Raw genomic sequence first — 20,277 nt, forward strand, 5'->3', positions numbered from 1 at the left:
ACAGTCTCACAATCTTGCTTGCAAGATTGTCCTGACTTTGCATAAAGGATGAAGCGCAAGGCGCTGAGGGTGAGGTCTGAAGGGAGCATACCTCCGTATGTGACCGAAGCCGAATCCCGAAAGCAACACAGCGATTCGCCTTTATGCAACAGTCTCTTCGGAGGAAATCTAGCAAGTCGGATAAATTGCTGATAAGGTCAACGACGCAACATACGGCATCTAGGTGTGTAATTTCTTGCATATTTCGTTTATTTGTCGTACCTTCGTCACGGGTTCTTACTTGGGGAAGTGTCCCCTTTTGGGAACCATCGTTCTTCTAAATGAGTGCGAGACATTGCGGACCTCCAACTGCTTAGGCAGCAATTCACCAGCAAGACGCTCCCTCGGCTACTCGTCTAGAGTGCTTGAGACGAGCACTCATCGAGGACAGTTGCACAGCCCCAGAGCTGGAAGCATCGACATCTCTCACCTCATTCAGTTATCTAGTTTCCGACTAATCAGATATGCTTCCTTTGAAGCATCCTATAAATAGTTTGTCTATGAAAAACCTTTATAAGACTTTGCTCGTATGCCTGCTCCTCTCGCTCGCTGGTCCTCTGTCAGCGCAGCAAGTGGGTGCCAAGGTCAATACGTTATACCTAGCCACCTCGACGCTCAATGCGGGCGTGGACTTTCGCATCGCTTCGCAGTGGAGCGGATCGATCCTCGTGGGGTACAACCCGTGGCAGTTCCCCAGTGACCGTCAGGTGACGCTCTCCAATGGGGCTCAGGTCGATGCCAACCCCAAGGCGATGCATCTACTGGTTATGCCTGAGATTAAGTGGTGGCCCTGTAAAACTTTCGAGCGGCACTTCATCGGCCTGCACGGAATCTATGCGACCTACAACGTGGGTGGGCTACCTCTTCCCGGGCAGCTGAAGGATCGTCGCTATGATGGCGACCTCGTAGGGGTCGGCCTCTCGTGGGGCTACCAGTGGGCGTTTGCCAAGCGATGGGGCGTAGAGCTCTCCCTCGGTGCAGGCTACGTCTACACCCGTTACAAGCAGTATGAGTGCGGCGCCTGTGGCACCCTCCAGTCGCAGGGTAGCAAAGGATCCTTTGCTCCTACCAAGGCGGCTCTCAACATTATCTACTACCTGAAGTAATACACGCCCTATGAAGACATTTACGACCTATATAATAAGTTGTCTCAGCTCTCTGCTACTCGTCGCTACCCTATCGTCTACGACGTTGACGGCGCAGAGTGGCTTCCGGACCGATGCGATACAGTATGAGAGCCTGCAGGTGCGTAACCGCGCTGGAGTCCTCTCGGTATCTTGTCAAATAGTCATCCCCCAAGACGCTACGCCTCGTGGCAAAGCGCTCCTCATACAGCCTGTCTACAAGACGGCTCAGGCTGAAGAGATACTCCTGCCGCACCTGATCCTCAACGGTAAGTGGCAGGCTCCCTACTACGAGCGCGAGGTGGCTCTCCAGAGTCATGAGGAGTATATGAATACCCGCCCCTATGGTGTCGCTACCCTCTCGGGTCGGCGCGATGCCGAGCCGCTCACGATCAACTATGAGATCACGCAGGCACTACCCAAGGGAGCTACTGGAGCGCTAGAGATGCGCTACTACGGTATGGACTGCTGCGATACCGATCCGCTGGGGCTACTCACCTTGACACCGGCTAAGTCTGACCGCATCACCATCACTGAGGAGAATCTCTCGCCCCTCCTAGCAGCTCAAGACGAACCGATCAAGAGACGTCAGGAGGAGATCGAGCTACGGATCAACTACCGCTTTGACTGCTCTGAGGTTTTGCCTAATTACAAGCAAAACGACGAACAGCTCACAGCGCTAACCAATGCCTTGGCTCCTATCCTGAAAGATCCGACGAGCTACAAAGTTGTCCTCGGGAGCATCACAGGCTACGCCTCTCCCGAGGGACCAGAGCTACACAACAAGGGACTCTCCGAGCGTCGTGCTCAGAGCATCAAGCAGTACCTCATCAAGCAGTACGGCGAGCAGCTCTTTGGCGGGCTCCAGGTGATCGGTGCGGGTGCTGACTGGACAGGACTACGTGAGGTGATCGCCCGCTCTTCTGATCGCGCAGACCAAAAGGATGTCTTAGCGGTCCTGGACGCTAGCTACACCCCAGAGCGTCGTCAGGAGGAGCTGGCTAAGCTCTCCACTTATGGCGATCTGCTGCGCAACGTTTACCCACCGCTACGTCGCTCTACCCTGCGCGTAGAGTATGAGGTGCGCGCCTTTAACCTAGAGGAGTCTATCGAGATTATGAAGAGCAGACCGAAGGATCTATCCGTCTCGGAGCTTAACCGCATAGCTGCCGCTTACGAGCAGCAGGGACGCAACGCTGACGAGGTCTACCGCATAGCAGCAACCTGCAACCCGACCAACGTCGGTGCACAGCTTAACTACAGCCGCCTGCTACTCCTAGAGGGCAAGCTCTCGGAGGCGTGGCAGATCCTACAGCCACTCCAGACGGAGCCTGCAGCATACAATAATATAGGAGTCTACTACATGCTCTCGGGCAATGAGCAGCTGGCGGGGCAATACCTGCGCCAAGCTCTTACTACACGAGACGCTGCAGTGGCTCGTCATAACCTAGAGACCTTCGCTCTGTAATGCTACGTATGATGAGTATAATGCAAGGGAAGCCCCCTTTCCACAGCTTGGCTAAGCGACCCTCTGGGACACTATACCAAAGTGCCGTACTCAGTCTGCTACTCCTCTGCGGAGTGTTGCTGACTAGCTGTGTACCGCAAGACCCGCGCGACATATGCTGTAGCAAGGTCACGCTCGAGTATCGCTACGTGCGCCACAATGTGGACGAGTATCCTACTGAGGTGCAGCAGATGAGGCACTTCCTCTATGACGCTCACGGCAACCTACTCAGAGAGGTGCCACAGAGCCCCTCCACGCCCCAGACGCTCTCCCTATCGGGACTGCCCGTGGGTCGCTACACGATCCTCACCGTGGGTAATGCCACTGAGGAGCACACGCTACTTGATCCTCTAGCTAGAGGAAGCAATCTGTCTGACATGACGCTCACGCTGCGCAAGCTCGCTGATGGACGTTATGCTCCGCAGGGTGATCAGCTCTTCTGGAACTATAAGACGATCGACATACAGCCAGGTGCCAACGATCACTACATCTGTGATCTCGCCAATATACATACGCACCTTTACTATAGCGTCATCTGGGAGTCTGTACCGCCCTATGCCGATGGCTACACCGTACGCCTCTCAGAGTTGACGGAGCAGTACAGCCTCGACCCAGCGAAGTCGAACCTCCATCTGCCGATCAACGCTGAAATGCAGGTCACGCACGACTTCCCGCTACATGCGCCACAACTCATACAGCTCGAGGAGCAGCCCAAGCTCTTTAATCACACGCTAGAGGGCAGCTTCATCTCGCTACGCTATCTCAACGACCGCATCCCCACCATTCAGGTGTGGCACGGCGACCAGGCGATCACCAAGCCGATAGACTTGACACGCGCCTTCCGCTCCTTTGGCTGGATACCAGACCAGAGACCCGAGCAGATCTACCGCATCTTACTACGCATCAATGATGATGGCAGCGTCACCCTATTCCCCTACTTCAGTGGAAGCGTTGCAGACTGGGTGCCCGGTGGCACAGTCACGCAGTAACCGCACACTATCAATTAGCACAAATAACGAAATCAATAACAAACTAGAGTATGAAAAAGACAATTGCAATCGCACCTCTACTCTTACTCGCCTCGATGCTCACACTGCTCGTAGGCTGTAATAGGAGTACGGGAGCCGAAGAGCCAACCCTCACAGAGGGCAAGCCCTCGCTCACCTTCACGCTGCAGATGCCGCAAGGAGAGCCTGTCACCTACCGCTCAGCAATCCATGATCAGCCTGAGTGGACGGTCAAGTCACTAACCATGTATCAGTTCAACGCTGACGGCTCCAAGCTCCTCAGCATTGACAACATCGACATGGAAAAGCTTCAGCAGACGGCAGATGCTGAGTACAGCTATACGAAAGAGTTTGCCGAGAATCAGGTTGGTACGACCAGCCGCTTCCTCTTTGTCGCCAACGATGAGATAGATGGCGTCACTGTGGGCATGAGCCGTGCCGACTTTGAGAAGCTCCTGATGACCAAGCGACTTACTGCGAACGGAACCTCAAAGGACATCCTCACAGGCACCGATCCCGACTACACCATCCCTATGTCTGGCGTAGCTAAGCAGGGGAATACCGAGCTGATTGCCCTGACGGGTACCAACAAGGGAACCACAGTCGTCCTGACTCGTGCCGTAGCTCGTGTCGATGTATCGAACCACGTGCCTAACCTAACCATCACCAAGCTTTACGTCGAGAACACCTACGACCGCACCACTACCTTCCCCACGAAGGATGCGGCAGGTGAGCCCACTTATCAGGCTCCTGCGGGTGCTCAGAAGGTAACAATGAGTGCAGGCTTTGCTCCACTACCCGATCCCTTCACCGGTATCGCAGGTGCTGAGGGTAAGGAACTCAAGAAAGCCTTCTACCTCTACGAGGGTCCCCAGCCAGAAAATGAGGCTGACAAGGCTAATGCCACGACAATCATCGTCGAGGGCAAGCTCGCCAACGGCAAGGAAGTCAAGTACCTCATCCCCTTCACTCGCACGAGTGCTACCTACACGCCTGTCAATATCAAGAGAAACTATCTCTACCGAATCATTCTCGGTGACAACTCTCCCCTGGAGCCAGGCAGCAAGCTCGTCTTCTCCATCGAGGATACGCCATGGAATACAGTCCTCCTCAATCACCACATGCCAGTCTTGGATGTGGAACTTATTGAGTTCTTTGAGACAAAACTAGCTAAGTACGACTATCTAAACCACACTCTCTATACAGCAGATATAGACGACTATAAATTCAAACTACTAAACCGCTTTAAGGAGCATACAGGCTATACTGTAGAGCCTATCAACGAGGATGCACAGACTATGGAATTTGCCCAAATCAAAGATTTAGATGGTCGAGATAAACTTAAAATTGATACGACGAACAAGAAAAATCCAACGGACCGCACCTCTAAACGTGTAGCACAGTTTGCAATCTCAAGCGATGCAGCACCTGATGTTAAGTGTATTCTAACAGTCGTTTACGATAAGGATTATACAAACCCAGACTATAAGAAGTAATATGAGACATACCATAAACTATATAGCAGCCCTCCTGATGCTGTCACTCGCTCTCCTCTCTTGTAGTAGAGAGACGGGACTCAAGATGGACGAGGGAGCAGGCAATACCGTAAGATTCACCATTGAGTCTTCACTTCGTGCTGCCGGTGACGAAAACACGACACGCCCCACGCCAGCACTAGAGCGTGAGCGCAAGATAGAAAGCCTCTATGCCGTCGTCTACAAAACTTCATCAGGTCTACACCACAAGACGGTCAAGTGTACGGATTTAACTAATGGTAAGTTTGAGTTTGACAATGAGAAGAGTGGCGAGTTTTACTTCTTCCTCGTTGCTAACCCAGACGCTGACCTTGTAGCCAAGCTGATGGCTGGTCCCTCAACTCCCGAGGATCTAGGGATGCTTGTTGCAACCCAGACTCCAGGTGAGGACAATCAAGCCTCAAGCTTCTTGATGACCTCAGATCGTAAGAATGTGACTGTCCAATCCAAGAAATCTACCGATCTAGGAGCTATCAAACTGGTACGTGTCGCTGCCCGATTTGATATCTACAACACCATCGATGGGTTGGAGATCCAGAAGGTAACCTTCGGCAAGCGCCGTATTCAGTCTCACCTCTTCGCTCAGGTTGGCAAGATGGACGGCATTGAGGCTACGGAGAATGCTAAGGTCTACGACGGCTCACTCTTTGAGAGTAACACCCTTAAGGCAACCATCTACGGCTACGAGACCGACGTGCGCAACGAGACTTTCTTTACCATCGAGGCTACCTACAAGGGCAAGCCACTCAAGCCCGAGACTGTCCGTCTAGAGAACTTCGTCATCAAGCGCAACCACCTCTACAACATCATCCTACATGATGTGGGCGGTGCACACGAGCCAGACGACCCGACAAAGAAGTTCGGTCAGTTCCAGTACACTATCAAGGTCATAGATTGGAACGATAGCGAGAAAGGGATTAACTACGCAGAAGACGACATCCTCAAACCCTTTTACGTAGACTTCTCAGCTCAGATCTCCAATGCTCCCTACATGACGCCCTACCTAATCAATTCTCCCGAAGACATCTACACGACAACTAAAGGAGCCAGTGATGTAACCATCACTGTAGGAGGATACATCGAGCCAGGCACACTAGCTTTTGCTGAGGGCTTTGACAACACGATGAATGCTACACTTACAGATCTAGGTAATCCAACGACAGATCCTAAGACGGGCAAGATCTCGCACAGCTACAAGCTCTCAATCCCTGCTATGACAGACTTTGTTCCACTCGTTAAGGATGGCAAGCCAGCAAAGCCTGAGTTCCAAGAGATACCTCTTGTTGCCAAGAACTACTCAGGAGCAACAGTCAAGAACGTCACCATCAAGCATGGTCGTATCAAGATGCCCCTAGAGTATGTCACAGCGCACTCTCTAGCACCTCATACTGAAGGCGAGGATTTTAAGTTTGCTACAGACGATGCTGACTTCAACAATGTAGGATACTTCTATGCGCTCGGCTTCCAAAAAGAGCACAAGCAAGTAACCATCGATGGTAAGAAGTATCACCTCCCAGACTATGGTTTTGAGCTCAATAGTATCTTTCCCCAATTCAACAACCCCTCCACGGGTTATTCCTACTACAGTGTCGGGGAAAATGCTAGAGCTGTAGACAATGCCTCTTGTTTGGTTGTTATGCCTTGTTGGGCCTACCTAGTTGGAGGAAAAAGCGGTACAGTTCGTGTCACCTCTGACTACCGTACAGATATAGCAAAGAAAGTCTCCTATGGTCTGCGCCTCAAGAAGATGGACGAAGGTTATAATAATATGCTTGTCACAGCATACCGCTATGAGTGGGTGGGTGACTGGACACCCATAACTACTGGAGCTGTCACCTCTTACTATAAGGTTACAACCCGCTATTTAGGTCCCAACTGGAATGGTGGCGTAGATGGCATTGCTAAAGAGGAGTTTTGGAACAACAACAATGAAAATGATGCCACTCGTCGCTTCTATGCTCTAGGGAGAAAAGATGGAGATGAACCATTAAAGATCGGCGAGCAAGCCATAATAATCTCTTCTGTCAGCGTTGATTACAACAATCAAGGTAAGAAGATTACAGATGATCAAGTAAAATCGAGAGTTACAACAGCTCTATTGACAAATAGGGATTGCTCTACATTTATGAACGTCTTCGGCAATAAACCAAAGAACTCAACGACTCCAAGACGATTTCCCGTACGTCTCTTCAGTGACAAGTAGTCGCCTAGATCGTTAGTCTCCGAGCGAGGCTACACGAAATAGATACAGTGAGGCGGTGTCTCCCCAGCGTGGGGTGGCACCGCCTCTGCTATATGTCAGGACAAGCTCTCCCCGGGAGCCTCATTTTCCCTGAAGATGCTGTTCCAAACTGATGGGAAGCTTTCGTTCCGACCCGCTTGGGATTTGTTCGTCCCGCCCTTGGGATCGTTTCGTCCCGACAGTTTGCGCCCCCTATTCATAGCGCATAGCTTACGTATAGCCCTTTGTAGGGACGCTCGGTCGAGCGTCCGTCCCCGTCAAAACCACGACGTTGTAACCTTTGACACAACGGACGCACGACCGTGCGTCCCTACATTTCGCTACACGTATCATCGTTACACGTATCGCTTTGACACAACGGACGCTGTAACCTTTGACACAACGGACGCACGACCGTGCGTCCCTACATTTTGCTACACGTATCATCGTTACACGTATCGCTTTGACACAACGGACGCCCTCCGGCTAGACACTCGCCGTGCGTCCCCGTTAAAGGTTACGGGATCAATACTCGTCTAGTCGTTCTACAACGGACGCACGAGCCGTGCGTCCCTACAAAGGGTTACACGTATCATCGCTACACGTATCATCGTTACACGGATCGCTTTGACACAACGGTCGCTGTAACCTTTGACACAACGGACGACAAGCATGGCTCATAGCTTGCGACTTTTGTCTACCTTTGTAAGCGATGAGATCACTTCACTACATCGTCTTACTGCTCTGCGTCCTATTGCAGGGATGCGCGCTGGCTCTGCACGGTCAAACGACAGGTCAGGCGACCGACACGATGGCTGTCGCGACGCCTCACCGTGTGGCACTCACAGGGTACGTCTTAGATCGTGACCGTGAGCCGATTGAGTTTGCCTCGGTACGTGTCGAGGGTACGAGCATCGGCACCTGGAGCGACCTGACGGGCGCTTACCGCTTGGAGCTGGCCCCGACGACCGACAGCGTGGTGGTCACCTACAGCTCCATCGGTTATCAGACGGTGCGTCAAGTGTACCCGCAGGGGATCTCACGAGACATGCACTTTAACCCGATGCTGGGCGAGAATGCGATCAACCTCGGCACGGTGACCGTGCGAGGCGAGGCGCGGCCGCCGAGTATGGAGCGGATCACGACTCAGACGCTCGCCATGGAGGCTTCGCCGACACGTAGCATCGAGTCGATGGTGGCTACCTATGCGGGGGTCACGCAGCACAACGAGCTGAGCACGCAGTACAATGTACGTGGGGGGAGCTTCGATGAGAACCTCGTCTACGTCAACGGTATCGAGGTTTACCGTCCGCTATTGGTACGCTCAGCCGAGCAGGAGGGCTTGAGCTTTGTCAATACTGATCTGGTGGAGCGGGTTTACTTTTCGGCGGGAGCCTTCGATGCGCACTATGGCGACCGACTCTCCTCGGTCCTAGACATACAATATAAACGTCCCACGAAGTTGGAGGGCGCTGTCACCCTTGGCTTGATGAATAATAGTCTCTACGTGGGGGGCAAGCATGGGCGCTTTACCCATGTCACGGGCATCCGAACGCGCACCACGCAGCTGCTGCTCTCGAAGATGGAGACCCGTGGGGAGTACAACCCCTTCTATGCGGATGCGCAGACCTATCTGACCTACACCTTCAATGATCGCTGGCGCATCGAGGGCATCGGCTACTACTCCTGGACGCAGTACCGCTTTCGTCCACAGCAGCGCGAGACGACCGTCGGCTCTCTGCAAAATGCGAAGCACTTTACCGTCTACTTCGATGGGCAGGAGCGAGATCGCTTCTCCACACTCTTTGGTGCCTTGACGCTACACTGGCGCCCCAGCAGTCAAGGGGCGCACAGGCTGGACCTGAGCCTCTACAACAGCAACGAGCGGGAGAGCTACGATATAACGGGCGCTTACTATCTACAGAAGGAGGCTGACCCGACGACTGGATCGGATAAGCAGGAGCTCCTCGCCACGGGTGTCAATCATGAGCATGCCCGCAACCTGCTCCGCTACTCGGTCGCCGCACTCGCTTACAGTGGCAACCAGCGCCTCAGCGAGACGCATCGTCTCATGTGGGGTGCGGAGCTACGGGGGGAGCAGATAGCGGACTACATATCAGAGTGGGTCAAGCTTGACTCGGCGGGCTACAACCTGCCACGCGATCCAGAGCTAATCAAGATGCAGAGCAACCTTTACTCCAACGTCTCGCTGCGCTCGGCACGTGCCTCGCTCTATCTGCAGGATGAGATGCAGTGGCAGACCTCTTCGGGGCGTTATAATCTGACGGCCGGCGTGCGGGGGAGTTTCTGGTCGTTCAATAAGAAGGCAGACTTCTCGCCTCGCTTGGTCGCTTCGTGGCGACCGAAAGAACTGTCCGACCTCTTGGTCAGAGCAGCTGGAGGACTATACTACCAGAGCCCCTTTTACAAGGAGATACGCATCATCGAGGCTGACGCCATGGGCAATCAGTCGGTACTGCTCAACGATCAGGTGCGTTCGCAAGGATCGGCACAAGCCTTGGTCGGTGTGGACTACAACTTCCTCGTGGCGGATCGCAAGTTTCGCCTTACCGCCGAGGGCTACTACAAGCATCTCTTTCGGATCAATCCCTACTATGTGGACAATGTCAAGCAGCGCTACCTAGGTCAAAACCTCGGCACGGGCTACATCGTGGGGCTAGATGTCAAGCTCTTTGGGGAATTTGTCCCAGACGTAGACTCGTGGTTCACAGCCTCGCTGATGCGTGGCCGGCAGACCATCGAGGGGTATGGCGAGATGCCACTACCACACGTGCCGGACTACAATTTGTCGCTCTTCTTCCAGGACTACTTCCCCGGCTACAAGCGGATCACGCTCAGCTTGCGAGGTGTGCTGACGGGAGGACTCCCTCAGCTCAACGCCGCCGAGGGATTCGGTCGCCCACTCTTCCGTGGCAAGCCTTACAAGCGAGTCGACATCGGCATGCAGTACACGCTGTGGGATCGCGAGACTGCACAGCCTGGTGCGTGGCGCTGGCTACAAGCGCTCAGCAAGGTCTCGGTCGGGGTGAATGTCTTCAACCTCTTTGACATGACCAACATCGGCTCTTACTACTGGCTCTCGGACGCTTACCGCAACCAATACGCCGTGCCCAACTACCTGACGGGACGCCAGTACGACGCCTCGCTCATCGTCCGCTTCTAACCAGAATGGTAAAGACGCAGCGAGGCGGACGTGTAACGATTTGTAGGGACGCACGGTCGTGCGTCCGTCCCCGTTAAAGGAGACGATATCAATACTTGCCTTGCCGTTCTACAACGAACGCCCTCCGGCTCGATAGTATCCGTGCATCCCTACAAAGGGCTACACGTATCATCGTTACACGTCTCGCTTTGACACAACGGACGCACGACCGACAGCCACCCCGTAAAAAGGACCTCGTGAGAGGTCCGACGCATCGTAGCCGTCGGTCGGAGGGGCAAAGCCCCGAACGACCGATGGATAGGCGAATGTGGTAGCAGGTCGACCCCTTGTGGGTCGGACTAAGCGAAGACACAGTCCCAGTCCGACCTCCCACACCGGGGAGGTCGCTTGCTTCGTGTGGCACTCCTCCCCCCAGTCGTTCGGAACTTCGCTCCTCCGACTGGGGGCTACGAAGCGTCCGACCGCAAGCGGTCGTTTTTGTTAACGGCTGCATCATTAAGATCGTTCGACAACGGGCTACTCGTCTCATTTGGACTTGGTGGCACTTTGACATAATGTCGCAAGTGATTGCGTCGTGGCACAATGTTTGATACCTATGTGATGTAAGCGTCTGACCTACGGATGGTCCAGGTCAGCCGACAGACACATTAACAAATCAGAAATCAACAAACAACACAATACTATGGGTAAGATAATTGGTATAGACTTAGGAACTACAAATTCATGTGTAGCAGTCCTGGAGGGTGGCGAGAGCAAGGTCATCCCCAACAGCGAGGGACGTATGACGACTCCCTCAGTAGTAGCATTCGTAGAGGGCGGTGAGCGCAAGGTGGGTGACCCCGCAAAGCGTCAGGCTATCACGAATCCGACGAACACGATCTACTCGATCAAGCGCTTCATGGGCGAGACTTATGATCAGGTAGAAAAGGAGGCTGAGCGTGTTCCCTTTAAGGTAGTCAAGGGTGACAACAACACGCCCCGTGTAGACATCGACGGACGTCTCTACACGCCTCAGGAGATCTCGGCGATGATCCTTCAGAAGATGAAGAAGACGGCCGAGGACTACCTTGGCACAGAGGTTACCGACGCGGTAATCACGGTGCCTGCTTACTTCAACGACTCACAGCGTCAGGCGACCAAGGAGGCTGGTGAGATCGCTGGACTCAAGGTACGCCGTATCGTCAACGAGCCTACGGCAGCTTCGCTAGCTTACGGCCTTGACAAGAAGGGCTCCGATATGAAGATCGCTGTCTTCGACCTCGGTGGTGGTACGTTTGATATCTCCATCCTAGAGCTCGGCGACGGAGTCTTTGAGGTGAAGTCCACAAATGGTGATACGCACCTCGGTGGTGACGACTTTGACCATGTGATCATTGACTGGCTCGCTGAGGAGTTTATGAAGGACGAGGGCGTCGACCCCCGCAAGGACAATATGGCACTCCAGCGTCTCAAGGATGCTGCTGAGCGTGCTAAGATAGAGCTCTCTAGCTCGACATCGACGGAGATCAACCTACCGTACCTGATCCCTGTAGATGGTATCGCTAAGCACCTCGTTCGTACGCTGACTCGTGCTAAGTTTGAGCAGCTGGCTGACAAGCTGATCCACGCTTGTGTGGAGCCTTGTAATCAGGCGCTCAAAGATGCAGGGCTCACGGCAAGCGACATCAATGAGGTGATCCTCGTGGGTGGCTCGACACGTATCCCCGCTATCCAGGAGATCGTCAAGAAGATCTTTAACCAAGAGCCTTCTAAGGGTGTGAACCCCGACGAGGTAGTCGCCTGCGGTGCTGCTATCCAGGGTGCTGTCCTGACGGGTGAGGTAAAGGATGTCCTACTCCTTGATGTGACTCCGCTATCTCTCGGTCTAGAGACGATGGGTGGTGTGATGACTCGCCTGATCGATGCGAACACGACGATCCCAACGAAGAAGAGTCAGATCTTTACCACAGCTGTGGACAACCAGCCTTCTGTAGAGATCCACGTCCTACAGGGTGAGCGTTCGCTAGCGAAGGATAATAAGAGTATCGGTCGCTTTAACCTAGATGGTATCGCACCAGCACCTCGTCAGACGCCGCAGATCGAGGTTACCTTTGACATTGATGCGAATGGTATCCTCAACGTCACAGCTGTCGACAAGGCTACAGGCAAGCAGCAAAACATCCGCATCGAGGCTTCGAGCGGTCTGAGCGATGACGAGATCAAGCGTATGAAGCAGGAGGCTGAGGCAAATGCTAAGGCTGACGAAGAGGCTAAGGCTCGTATTGACAAGCTCAACCAGGCAGACAGCATGATCTTCTCAACGGAGAAGCAGCTCAAGGAGCTCGGCGACAAGATCCCTGCTGACAAGAAGGCTCCAATCGAGGCTGCTCTGGAGGATCTGCGCAAGGCGCACAAGGCGGAGGATATCCCCGCTATCGACAAGGCTATGGAGGAGCTGAACACGGCCTTCCACGCAGCCACCGAGCAGATGTACAATCAGGCCAATGCACAGCAGCAGGCTGGGCCTCAGCCAGGTGCTAGCGCACAGCCTAATGACAATGCCTCTGCAAAGGGCAACGACTCGGGCGATGTAGCTGACGCAGACTTTGAGGAGATCAAGTAATCTCCAATCCCCTTACTAAACAAGCGGGTGGGTCAACGATGGTTGGCTCACCCGCTTGTTTTGTTAGAGGCTAGAGATTAGAAGTTAGAGATTAGAAGTTAGAGGTTAGAGGGAAGAGATTAGAGGTTAGAGGAAAGAGTAGACTAAGTGTCTGCTCCAGTTATTGAACTATCCGGAATTTCCGAATAGTTCCCTCCCCCCCCCTCTCTAATCTCTAACCTCTGATTTCTAACTTCTAATCTCTAACTTCTAATCTCTAACCTCTGATTTCTAACTTCTAATCTCTAACTTCTAATCTCTAATCTCTAACTTCTAATCTCTAACCTCTAATTTCGTACCTTTGGGGTGATGGATCTTCACAGCAAAAGCTTCTAAGCGATGACGAGGCACGATAACTTAGCAGAGTACTTCAAGCAAAAAGGAGTACGGACCACAGCAAACCGCATCTTGGTGCTGCGCGCCTTGATGGCCGCGACGCAACCGATGAGTCTCAACGAATTGGAGACGACACTCTACCCGATGGACAAGTCGAGCATCTCAAGGGTGCTGACGCTCTTTCTGGCGCACGACATCGTCCACGCCTTTGAGGACGGGCGAGGCGTGTGCAACTATGAGCTCTGCGCCAGCGATGGCGTCTGTCTCGGCGAGGATGAGCACATACACTTTTACTGCGAGCGGTGCCAGCACTCCTACTGTATGGAAATGCTCGAGGTGCCTCCGCTACGCCTGCCCAAGGGCTACAGCGCCCACGCCATATCCTTCGTCATCAAGGGCATCTGCCCTCACTGTCAGAACAAGCGCTCATAAGGTCTCTAACCTCTAATCTCTAAATTCTAACCCCTAATCTCTAAATTCGTACCTTTGTAGCCCAGCGTCTAGGCTCATCGGCTGTTCGTCATACTGGCTCCGAACTGGGGCGTGACGCAAGGGGAACAGACACACACATTACAGAGTCAGGTGAGCTACTGCTGAAGACGCTTCAACCAACTCTCAGAGAAGAACGACTATGGAAAACGATTTTCACGGTAATAGTCTGAAAGCTGTCGGAACCTTTCTCTCAGCCTACGCGACACATATGATGGGATGTGGCGTGCACACCTCTCGTGTCGTGCGCTGTACGCAGCGTATAGGCGAGCGCTACGGCTATACCGTCGTAACGATGATGGTGCAGAAAGGCGTACTGATCAAGCTGTACGATCCTCAGAGTAATACACACTTTGCCATCGGGGGCGCAATCCCCCCGCTACCCATCAGCTTCGAGCACAATGCCCGCCTGAGCGCCTTGAGCTGGGAGGTGGTCGATGAGCAGCTATCCCTAGAGGAGGTGCATGAGCGGTATGAGCAGATACTAGCTGCGCCGCGTACACACCCGCTATTCGTATTGATCTTGGTGGGGCTAGCAAATGCTTCGTTTTGCCGACTCTTCGGAGGTGATCTACCAGCTATGGGGATCGTCTTTTGGGCTACCGTCGTGGGCTTCATCTGCAAGCAGAAGTTGATCCAGGAGCATGTCAACCACTATATAGCCTTTATGGTGTCAGCCTTTGTAGCATCACTCTGCACAAGCATCTCGCTGATCTTCAACACAGACAGTGAGATCGCCCTGACGACGAGTGTGCTCTATCTAGTGCCTGGGGTGCCACTCATCAATGGTGTGATAGACATCGTGGAGGGGTACATACAGACGGGCTTCTCCAGGCTTGTGGAGGCTTTCCTGCTGATAGGCTGTATCGGGTGGGGCTTTTCGATCACGCTCTTTATCTTTAGGAGTAGCTTGCTATGATGCTGATTGTAGATATCCTACTAGATGGGCTCTTTGCAGCGGTGGCTGCGATGGGCTTTGGAGCTATCTCTGACCCTCCGATGAGGGCTTATCGCAGTATCGCTATACTAGCAGCCGTGGGACATGCACTACGCTTCGTCCTGATGACGGTGTGTGGCATCAATATCGCCATCGGCTCGCTCTGCGCTTCGCTGACGATAGGCTTTGGGGCGCTTTGGCTGGGGAAACGTATACAGACGCCTATCACGGTCCTCTCGATCCCAGCGCTCCTGCCGATGATCCCTGGGAAATATGCGTACAATATGTTCTTCGCGCAGATCATGTTTCTGCAAAATCTAGACAGCGTGGAGGGACAGCAGAAGTATATGGAGATGTTTTTCTTCAATACTATCGTAGCCGTCACGGTCATCTTCGTCCTAGCGGCGGGGGCTACACTTCCTATCCTACTCTTTCCTAAGCGCACCTTCTCTCTAACTCGTAAGAAACATTAGGCTCTGAGCTCTACTATGAATACCTTTTGGAATACAATCGCCCAGTACAATGCGGCGACCTGGCCGATACAGATACTCCTAGTCATCGCTGCCGTTGTGGTTCTGTACCTCCTGGTCAAGCGCCCATCACGTAGCAGTACGATCATCGCTAAGTCCTATCTGATACTCCTATATGTATGGATCGCTGTAGCATACTACGCCATCTACTGTGCAGAGCGTAGCTACTCCATTCTACTTAGCATATACTGGGGCATACTGGCTCTAGCGTGGGTTAAGGATCTTGTGGAGGACGACACGCTGTTTGCCCTCAGAGACAAGTTCAAGCCCTTTGGCATCTTCGTACTCCTGCTCCCGCTGATGTACCCTCTAGCGTCAATCACGAGAGGGCTCTCCTTCCCCTACATCACCACGCCAGTGATGCCCTGCACGGTGGCTATCTACACGATCGGACTGCTGCTACTCTTCACAAGTCGGGTCAATATCTTTATCGTCCTACTCCTCCTCAACTGGGCTATGGTGGGAGTGACGAAGACTTGGTTCTTCGGAATCCCCGAGGACTTCATCCTAGTACTCACGGCGATACCAGCGCTGTACATCTTCTTCCGCGAGTACTTCGCTCTAGATCTGCATCAAGACTCGAAGCCGCAGGCGAAGTACATCAATGCGCTCCTGATCCTCGTCTGCATCGGGGTCTGCATCGCTCTCTGCTGGGCGCTCTTTGCGCAGATATCTCAAGACTGAGGAGCTCTCCTCTGACTAGATTTGCAGAGTTGAGACGAGAAGATCTCTAGTGCAGGGTGTCAGTTTTTTTATTACTTTTGTTCGGGGTGATGGTGGCAAGGAGTCACCAGAGCTTCCTTCAGACACTTACGAGAACTCAATAAACTATATAAAGCTATGACACAGCACAACATTGATCTCTCCCAGTATGGCATCAAAGCGCCAGCTGAGATCATCTACAATCCCTCGTACGATCAGCTCTACGAGGCTGAGCTACAGCCAGACCTGACGGGCTATGACCGCGGACAGCTCACCGAGCTGGGCGCTGTCAACGTGATGACGGGCGTCTACACGGGTCGCTCACCAAAGGACAAGTTCTTCGTCCTCGACGACACAACCCGCGACACCATTTGGTGGACCACCCCCGAGTACCCCAACGACAACAAGCCCACCAGTCAGGAGACGTGGCAGGAGCTTAAGCGCATTGCCACCGAGGAGCTCTCGGGCAAGAAGCTCTACGTCGTCGATGCCTTCTGCGGTGCTAACCCAGACACGCGCCTCAAGATTCGCTTTATCATGGAGGTCGCTTGGCAGGCTCACTTCGTCACCAATATGTTTATCCGCCCCTCCAAGGAGGAGCTGGCAAACTTTGGCAAGCCCGACTTTGTCGTCATGAACGCTTCGAAGGCTAAGGTGACCAACTATAAGGAGCTCGGGCTGAACTCCGAGACGGCTGTCGTCTTTAACCTAACCGAGAAGATACAGCTCATCCTCAACACCTGGTACGGTGGCGAGATGAAGAAGGGTATGTTCTCCTATATGAACTACCTCAACCCGCTCCGTGGCAATGCCTCAATGCACTGCTCGGCCAATACGAATCAGGACGAGACGGAGACCGCTATCTTCTTCGGTCTCTCGGGCACGGGCAAGACGACCCTCAGCACCGACCCCAAGCGCAAGCTGATCGGCGACGACGAGCATGGCTGGGATGACAATGGTATCTTTAACTACGAGGGTGGCTGCTACGCTAAGGTGATCAACCTGAGCAAAGAGTCAGAGCCTGACATCTACAACGCCATCCGCCGTGATGCGCTCCTAGAGAATGTGACGGTAGATACCAACGGTAAGATTGACTTCTCCGATAAGTCTGTCACGGAGAATACACGTGTCTCCTACCCTATCTACCACATCGACAACATTGTCAAGCCAGTCTCTAAGGCAGGTCATGCAAACAAGGTGATCTTCCTCTCGGCAGACGCTTTCGGTGTGCTACCTCCTGTCTCGATCCTCGATCCAGAGCAGACGCAGTACTACTTCCTCTCAGGCTTCACGGCCAAGCTGGCTGGTACCGAGCGTGGCGTCACGGAGCCAACACCGACCTTCTCGGCATGCTTTGGCGCAGCCTTCCTCTCGCTCCACCCGACCAAGTACGGTCAGGAGCTGGTCAAGCGTATGAAGGCTGTCGGGGCTAAGGCTTACCTAGTCAATACGGGCTGGAACGGCACTGGCAAGCGTATCTCGATCAAGGATACCCGTGGCATCATCGACGCAATCCTCGATGGCTCAATCGACAAGGCTCCGACGAAGAAGCTACCCCACTTCAACTTCGCCATCCCGACGGAGCTACCGGGCGTAGACCCCGCTATCCTCGATCCACGAGACACTTACGCTGATCCCGCTGAGTGGGAGACGAAGGCTCAGGATCTGGCTAAGCGCTTTGTCAAGAACTTCGAGAAGTTTGCCACCAACGAGCATGGCAAGAAGCTCGTCGAGGCAGGTCCTAAGCTCTAGTAGAGCTAACTCATAACTAATCAGCAGAGGTCCCACTCTCCCGTGAGTGAGACCTCTGCTTTTTTCTTTTTTGTGGCGAATACTTCTTGCATCATCTCTCTAGTTTTTGTTAACTTTGGGGCATACAAGCAAACACTACTATGAAGCACTACAGAATGATCCTAGCTACTCTTTTTGTAGCTTTAATCGCCTTCACTGGTCTTACAGCTCAGCAAGATAAGAGCCAAAGTCAGCCAAAGACCACAGAACATTTGAAGTTTATGGGGATTCCCATTGATGGATCGCCTAAATCCTTTGCGAACAAACTGAAAAGTCGGGGTTTTACCCTTAAGGATCCACTCTCTCCTGATGTTATATGGATGACGGGGACATTCGCTGGAATATCTAACTCTGATGTATTCATATACAAGTATCCAGCTACAGCCAATGTGTATAAAGTACGAGTTGTCTTTCCAGGGCAAGACAGTTGGTCTCAAATTGAGATGAGGTATAACAAATTTAAAGATTGGCTCTCTCAGAAATACTTGCTACTCGAAAGCACTGAGGAGTTCCAAGGTTATCCCCCAAGTAGCGATAGCGATAAGATGAGAAAACTCGTTTTAGACAATTGCACCTATTTGTGCAACTATGGAGCTGGTTCTTCAAAAGGGGAGTTTATAGGGTCAATTTATTTAGCTATTAGAAGCAATTCTAGTGCCTATAACGAGGGATATGTCGCTATTGAGTATCAGGACTATCTAAATGGAATAAAAGCTGATCAAAGTTTTCTAGACGACTTATAGCAAGCAGTAGACAACCATGCTTCGCTTTTCCGTACTAGAGATGTAATTCTATCCTAGTCGCGGGGCGCGCTCTTGTGACTTTGAAGTTAAGTGTGTATATTTGCGAAATGAAGGGGTGCAGGTGCGATACGGATGTTTTCGCATGCGACCCATTCTAGGCAGAAGACTATTCATTCACTACACATTTGAATTATGATAATAGGCGTACCTAAAGAAATCATGCACGATGAGGCTCGCGTAGCAGCGAGCCCCGAGGCAGTGAAGCAGTATGTCGCTGATGGACACACTGTACTATTTGAGCGTGGAGCTGGCGAAGGCGCAGCATATCACGACGAGGACTATCAGGCAGCTGGCGCTGAGCTGATACAAGGTCCCGAGGAGATCTACCGCCGTGCGGAGATCATCATCAAGGTCAAGGAGCCACTCTTCAACGAGCAGCTTGGCAAGCATGAGATCGACATGATGCACAAGGGGCAGTACCTCATCACCTTCATCCACCCCGCCTCTCCTGTGAACCATGACATGGTACGCAAGATGGCTGCACAGGGTGTCATCGGACTCACCCTCGACGGTGTGCCTCGTATCTCTCGTGCGCAGAACCTCGACGCCCTCACCTCTATGAGTACTTGCGCTGGCTACAAGGGTATCCTGATGGCTGCGAACGATCTCTCTTTCTTCATGCCACAGATGTTTACCGCCGTTGGTAAGATTGACCCCGCCAAGGTGCTCGTCATCGGTGTCGGCGTAGCTGGTCTACAGGCACTCGCTACAGCTCGTCGTCTGGGCTGTATCACTTACGCAGCTGATATCCGTCCCGCAGCGTCTGAGCAGGCTACCAGTCTCGGTGCTAAGCCTATTGATCTAGGCATCCCCGCTGACAAAGCTGTCGCTCCCGGTGGCTATGCACTACACTTGAGCCCTGAGCTACTAGAGCATGAGCGTCAGGTGCTAGCTGATCACGTCAAGGATATGGACGTCATCTTCTGTAGCGCACTCGTACCAGGCAAGATCGCTCCCGTGGTCATCACCGAGGAGATGGTCAAGTCGATGAAGCCTGGCTCTGTCATCGTTGATATCGCTATTGATCAGGGGGGTAACTGCGCTATCACGACTCCAGGCGAGCGTGACGTCAAGCACCACGTGGTCATCGAGGGTATCAAGAATATCCCTGGTATGCTTCCACAGAGCGCTACCTGGATGTTCTCACAAAATATGTACAACCTCGTCAAGTACCTCGTCAAGGATGGCAAGATGCACCTTGACATGAGCGATCAGATCACCTCTTCTATCGTCGTCACGACCGAGGCTGGTGAGATCATCCACGAGGGTACTCTCGAGGCTATGGGACTCAAGAAGTAGCCTAGATTGAAGGAACTTGACTTCCCGCCCAGTCTCTAGAGGTTAGACGTCAGAGTATATGATCCTAATGGGTCATACTCTGGCTTCTAACCTCTACTTTCTAAATCTCTAACCTCTCATCTCTAATTTCTA

General features: G+C 52.8%; 14 protein-coding genes. All 14 read left to right on the forward strand.

All coding sequences use genetic code 11. The annotated features are described in order from the left end of the window. The first annotated feature begins 539 nt into the window (after positions 1 to 539). The 14 genes from L215_RS0104960 (at position 540) to L215_RS0105025 (ending at position 20,145) form a co-directional block, all read left to right on the forward strand. On the forward strand, positions 540 to 1,145 hold the full coding sequence (locus tag L215_RS0104960; RefSeq protein ID WP_025883805.1) for a DUF3575 domain-containing protein: 606 nt from the start codon (positions 540 to 542) through the stop codon (positions 1,143 to 1,145). 10 nt (positions 1,146 to 1,155) lie between these two features. After that, complete coding sequence (locus L215_RS0104965; RefSeq protein ID WP_025883803.1) at positions 1,156 to 2,631, forward strand: OmpA family protein; 1,476 nt, start codon at positions 1,156 to 1,158, stop codon at positions 2,629 to 2,631. Between the two features lie 8 nt (positions 2,632 to 2,639). Beyond that, positions 2,640 to 3,659 (forward strand): FimB/Mfa2 family fimbrial subunit, encoded by a 1,020-nt coding sequence (locus tag L215_RS0104970; RefSeq protein ID WP_161634285.1) that lies wholly within the window; start codon positions 2,640 to 2,642, stop codon positions 3,657 to 3,659. A 50-nt stretch (positions 3,660 to 3,709) separates the two neighbouring features. Continuing rightward, complete coding sequence (locus tag L215_RS0104975; protein WP_027451435.1) at positions 3,710 to 5,173, forward strand: DUF4906 domain-containing protein; 1,464 nt, start codon at positions 3,710 to 3,712, stop codon at positions 5,171 to 5,173. 1 nt (position 5,174) lies between these two features. Further along, entirely contained in the window at positions 5,175 to 7,415 is a 2,241-nt protein-coding gene (locus L215_RS0104980; RefSeq protein WP_027451436.1) for a fimbrial protein, read from the forward strand. A gap of 730 nt (positions 7,416 to 8,145) precedes the next feature. Further along, complete coding sequence (locus L215_RS0104985; protein WP_027451437.1) at positions 8,146 to 10,617, forward strand: TonB-dependent receptor; 2,472 nt, start codon at positions 8,146 to 8,148, stop codon at positions 10,615 to 10,617. 682 nt (positions 10,618 to 11,299) lie between these two features. Further along, positions 11,300 to 13,219, forward strand: coding sequence for a molecular chaperone DnaK (dnaK, locus tag L215_RS0104990; RefSeq protein WP_025883797.1), 1,920 nt, complete (start codon positions 11,300 to 11,302; stop codon positions 13,217 to 13,219). 378 nt (positions 13,220 to 13,597) lie between these two features. After that, the gene (locus tag L215_RS0104995; protein ID WP_027451438.1) at positions 13,598 to 14,026 is read left to right on the forward strand and encodes a Fur family transcriptional regulator; all 429 of its coding nucleotides are present in this window, start codon (positions 13,598 to 13,600) and stop codon (positions 14,024 to 14,026) included. A gap of 199 nt (positions 14,027 to 14,225) precedes the next feature. Beyond that, positions 14,226 to 15,002 carry a threonine/serine exporter family protein gene (locus L215_RS0105000; protein WP_025883795.1) on the forward strand — a complete coding sequence of 259 codons (777 nt, stop codon included), beginning with the start codon at positions 14,226 to 14,228 and terminating at the stop codon, positions 15,000 to 15,002. After that, positions 15,002 to 15,493, forward strand: a complete 492-nt coding sequence (locus tag L215_RS0105005; protein ID WP_025883794.1) for a threonine/serine exporter family protein — start codon at positions 15,002 to 15,004, stop codon at positions 15,491 to 15,493. Before L215_RS0105000 ends, L215_RS0105005 begins: the two co-directional genes overlap by 1 nt. 15 nt (positions 15,494 to 15,508) lie before the next feature. Continuing rightward, the gene (locus L215_RS0105010; RefSeq protein WP_025883792.1) at positions 15,509 to 16,234 is read left to right on the forward strand and encodes a DUF6064 family protein; all 726 of its coding nucleotides are present in this window, start codon (positions 15,509 to 15,511) and stop codon (positions 16,232 to 16,234) included. Between the two features lie 156 nt (positions 16,235 to 16,390). Continuing rightward, positions 16,391 to 18,004, forward strand: a complete 1,614-nt coding sequence (pckA, locus tag L215_RS0105015; protein ID WP_027451439.1) for a phosphoenolpyruvate carboxykinase (ATP) — start codon at positions 16,391 to 16,393, stop codon at positions 18,002 to 18,004. Between the two features lie 140 nt (positions 18,005 to 18,144). Next, entirely contained in the window at positions 18,145 to 18,786 is a 642-nt protein-coding gene (locus L215_RS0105020; protein ID WP_025883791.1) for a hypothetical protein, read from the forward strand. 192 nt (positions 18,787 to 18,978) lie between these two features. Next, on the forward strand, positions 18,979 to 20,145 hold the full coding sequence (locus L215_RS0105025) for an NAD(P) transhydrogenase subunit alpha (protein WP_025883789.1): 1,167 nt from the start codon (positions 18,979 to 18,981) through the stop codon (positions 20,143 to 20,145). Positions 20,146 to 20,277 lie beyond the last annotated feature (132 nt).

Source organism: Porphyromonas uenonis DSM 23387 = JCM 13868 (assembly GCF_000482365.1).
Lineage (GTDB): Bacteria > Bacteroidota > Bacteroidia > Bacteroidales > Porphyromonadaceae > Porphyromonas > Porphyromonas uenonis.